The organism is Pseudalkalibacillus sp. JSM 102089 (assembly GCF_041366475.1).
Classification (GTDB): domain Bacteria; phylum Bacillota; class Bacilli; order Bacillales; family Guptibacillaceae; genus Guptibacillus; species Guptibacillus hwajinpoensis_B.
Genome location: NZ_JBEWYW010000030.1, coordinates 1 through 3,441, shown reverse-complemented (window position 1 = coordinate 3,441; position 3,441 = coordinate 1). Strand labels below are relative to the sequence as shown.

5 protein-coding genes are annotated in these 3,441 nt (G+C 33.5%); all 5 read left to right on the top strand.

Features of this window, described 5'->3' with window-relative positions; genetic code table 11:
* Nucleotides 1-256 precede the first annotated feature (256 nt).
* The 5 genes from ABVF21_RS22655 to ABVF21_RS22635 all read left to right on the top strand — a co-directional run bounded on the left by ABVF21_RS22655 (nucleotide 257) and on the right by ABVF21_RS22635 (nucleotide 3,297).
* On the top strand, nucleotides 257-559 hold the full coding sequence (locus ABVF21_RS22655) for a hypothetical protein (RefSeq protein WP_371019069.1): 303 nt from the start codon (nucleotides 257-259) through the stop codon (nucleotides 557-559).
* Between the two features lie 90 nt (nucleotides 560-649).
* On the top strand, nucleotides 650-1,456 hold the full coding sequence (locus ABVF21_RS22650; protein WP_371019068.1) for an aminoglycoside adenylyltransferase domain-containing protein: 807 nt from the start codon (nucleotides 650-652) through the stop codon (nucleotides 1,454-1,456).
* A 107-nt stretch (nucleotides 1,457-1,563) separates the two neighbouring features.
* The gene (locus ABVF21_RS22645; protein WP_303534700.1) at nucleotides 1,564-2,022 is read left to right on the top strand and encodes a hypothetical protein; all 459 of its coding nucleotides are present in this window, start codon (nucleotides 1,564-1,566) and stop codon (nucleotides 2,020-2,022) included.
* A gap of 197 nt (nucleotides 2,023-2,219) precedes the next feature.
* The gene (locus tag ABVF21_RS22640; protein ID WP_371019067.1) at nucleotides 2,220-2,756 is read left to right on the top strand and encodes a GNAT family N-acetyltransferase; all 537 of its coding nucleotides are present in this window, start codon (nucleotides 2,220-2,222) and stop codon (nucleotides 2,754-2,756) included.
* 64 nt (nucleotides 2,757-2,820) lie between these two features.
* Entirely contained in the window at nucleotides 2,821-3,297 is a 477-nt protein-coding gene (locus ABVF21_RS22635; RefSeq protein WP_371019066.1) for a GNAT family N-acetyltransferase, read from the top strand.
* Nucleotides 3,298-3,441: the final 144 nt, after the last annotated feature.

Below are 3,441 nucleotides of genomic sequence, written 5' to 3'. Positions count from 1 at the left end.
TGGATGAAGGTTCGGTAAAAGATGTAACAAATATTTTAAACCAACAAGATAATGTTACGCTTCTACCAAACATCGAATTTGAAAAATGAATTAGTTTGTGAGGTGTTCCATAATCTCGGAGCTTATCTGTAATAAGGTAGGCTCCTTTTCTGTGAACAAAAGATTGAGTTATTCGGGATAATTTGAAATAATTGGCATTGGAGATTTCTTTGGGATAGTATTAGAGATTAAACCGCAAAGAAGTATTGGGGGTAAAATGAGGAAAATCATACTAATAGGATTATTTCTACTAACTATATTAGGAATATCCTCTTGTGGTCCATATAACCTCTTCAAAGATTTTAATGAGGAAAATGAACTTAAAGAATTTGTTTCAAATGATCACAAGTTTAAAGGTCAGGAAATTATAGAAATAGATTATAAAGGATCTGATACCTATTATATTCAAACAAAAGAGGTTGAAAAAACAAGACATTATATCGTAATGAGATATCAATCCTCTGTAATGAATGGACATTGGAAGGTTTTCGAGCAAACCACAATAGGAAACTATTATTAGGTTATTATGATGTTCAATTATCTCGGAGCGATTCACTTATAACGTAATTGCTCTTTTTTTAACTTCTTACAGGACAAGGAGTTTTCTCGAATGACCTACAATTGGAATGATGCTTCTCCAGTAACTAAAAAATTTGTTTTGGATTTGGTATGTGAGACTAAACAAATCATGTGTGATAATTACATAGGTTTTTACCTTCACGGCTCGCTAGCAATGGGAGGATTCAATCCCCAGAGCAGTGATCTTGATGTTTTGGTAGTCACTCACGAATCAATAACAATAGAAACAAAGAGGAAACTAGCAAAACTCTATTTGAATTATTCTACTAATCCGTATCCCATTGAAATTAGCTTTTTGACTAAAGGACAATTGGACAACTGGGAACACCCTTCTCCATATGAATTTCATTACAGTGAATTTTGGAGAGACAGGTATGAAGTTGATTTATTTGAAAATAGATTTACATACTTAAACGATGATATTAAAACTGACCCTGATCTAGCTGCACATATAACCATAATGTATTATCGAGGTATATGTATCGAAGGAAGTTCTATTTTTGAAGTCTTCCCCAGGATCCCTTCATCAGATTATTTATCTTCAATAACAGGAGATTACGAAGAGTGTTTAGCAAACATTGTAGATGATCCAATCTATTGTTCCTTAAATATGTTACGAGTATTTTGGTATGTGAAAGAGGGGATTATTTCATCGAAACAGGAAGCTGGTAATTGGGGACTAACATCACTTCCAGATGAGATGAAAGGTACCATGTATAAAGTTGTGAACAGTTATCAGAGTGAGAAAAGTTCATATCAATTTGATGAAACTGAACTAATTTTTCTAAGAAACTACATCCATAATAACCTACAAGATTTATTTAGCTTAACCAGCTAATTGAAGTGTGCCGATCTTCCGTTAAATCGGAGCAATAGTTTAAAAGAGTGTTTGCTTTATGCTCCAAAGTTGCTGTTATTTGAACAGTAAAGAGAAAGGAATTGATAATGATTCGTTCAATATTTTCTATAGTAAGTTTAAGCTGTATATTTTTATTGACCGCCTGTATAGGGGAGGATTACGATTTCACACCTCCAACAATGACAGTTTGGTACCATCATCTAAACGACTATGATTCATATGAGCTTAAAGAGGCATCCGTGAATTGGGAAGGTCCTAATGAGGAATACAAAAAGACTGTTGTTGATTTTCAATCATTAGGAATCGAACAGAATCAAATTGAGGTCAATGCTGGTTCAGAGGGAAACATAGAATTGGGACATTCTGATTTTAAATTAGAAGAGTTTCAAGTATCTCTGTGGCAAAACAGTGAAGAGATTGAATTGCCTGTAAATAAATCTAATGGTTTTCAATTTCCAGATTCAAAAGGTAACTATATCCTAGAAGTGAATCTGTCTTCTGATATGGGAGATGTTCAATATGTGGGTAACATCGATCTAAATTAACACTAAGTAGGATAAATTCTAGAATTTATCCTGATCCCAAGTCTTCTGGTTTATCGGAGCTAATCTTTAATAAAGATTAGCTCCCTTTTTCTTGCAATTATGGATTGCCTTAAGGTCATCGTTTTGAAATAATTGGTATTGAATTACCGTAAACAATATCCTAGACGGAAATCTCGTAGAAAAGAAGGTCCTATACTATGTCTTTAAAGTTAGAAACTGAACGTTTAAATCTGCAGCCATTTAATAAAGAAGATGCAAGCAGAATAAAGGAGCTAGCAAACAACCAAGAATTAGCTACCATTCTTGGTCTTCCTCATCCATACGAATTAGAACATGCCGAAGAGTGGATCGCCATACAACCAGAGCAAATTCAAAAGGGACTTGAATACCCTCTAACCATAGTAACCAAAAAGGAAAATGAGATAATAGGGACGATTAACATAAGGATTGATAAAAATAACAATAAGGGTGAACTTGGTTATTGGATTGGTAGAGAATATTGGGGGAACGGGTTTGCAACAGAAGCTGTTAATAGAATGATTGAATTTGGATTTAATCAACTGGACTTAAACAAAGTTTGTGCTTCAGCTATATCCAGAAACAAAGCTTCAACTATCGTTTTAGAAAAATCTGGCTTACAAAAAGAAGGTAGATTAAAACAAAATAGACTGCTGCATAATGAGTATGAAGACGTTGATGTGTATGGTCTTTTAAAGTTCGATTTTAAGAGTTAGTTGATAAACAATCGAGACTCTTGATGAATAAAAAAATGATCGAGATATTAAGGAGAGAACCTCTTTGGAGATTAGAGAAATGAAGTATACAGACATTGAAAGAGTAAAGGAAATAGCTAAGCTCACTTGGGAAAATACATATAGCTCATTTATTCCTCTAGATATTCAAAAGAAAACCTTAAAGGAAGCATATTCAGAGGATACCATGACTAATAGATTTGAGAAGTCCATGATGTTAGTTGCTGAAGAGGATGAAAACATTAAAGGGTATGCTTTCTTTTCTAATGGCGCAAATAGCCAAGAAATTTTTCTAGAATCCATTTACGTTCACCCTAGTTTTCAAGGTAAAGGCATAGGAAAGGATCTTTACCTTTCAGGAATAGAAAGGTATGAAAACCCAACCTCAATTTCGCTTACAGTTTATAAAGGAAATACTAATATCACCTTTTATGAAAAAGAAGGTTTCAAAGTAATTAAGGAATCAAAAGGTGATTTTTGTGGTCATCCTGTCACCTTTATAAAAATGTCTAAAAACTTATAAAGACATCTTCCATTAAATCGGAGCGATAGCTGCACAGTGGTTATCGCTTATTGTAACGGGTAGAGTTTAATAACAGCAGGAGGAAACAATGACTAAAAAACGTAGAAAAACAATTCTATTTGCCTTACTAATTCTAATTTTTTC

What these genes read in the sequence shown, in the direction of transcription:
- ABVF21_RS22655 (WP_371019069.1), top strand. Translation starts at nt 257, where the DNA reads ATGAGGAAAATCATACTAATAGGATTATTTCTACTAACTATATTAGGA.
- ABVF21_RS22650 (WP_371019068.1), top strand. Translation starts at nt 650, where the DNA reads ATGACCTACAATTGGAATGATGCTTCTCCAGTAACTAAAAAATTTGTT.
- ABVF21_RS22645 (WP_303534700.1), top strand. Translation starts at nt 1,564, where the DNA reads ATGATTCGTTCAATATTTTCTATAGTAAGTTTAAGCTGTATATTTTTA.
- ABVF21_RS22640 (WP_371019067.1), top strand. Translation starts at nt 2,220, where the DNA reads ATGTCTTTAAAGTTAGAAACTGAACGTTTAAATCTGCAGCCATTTAAT.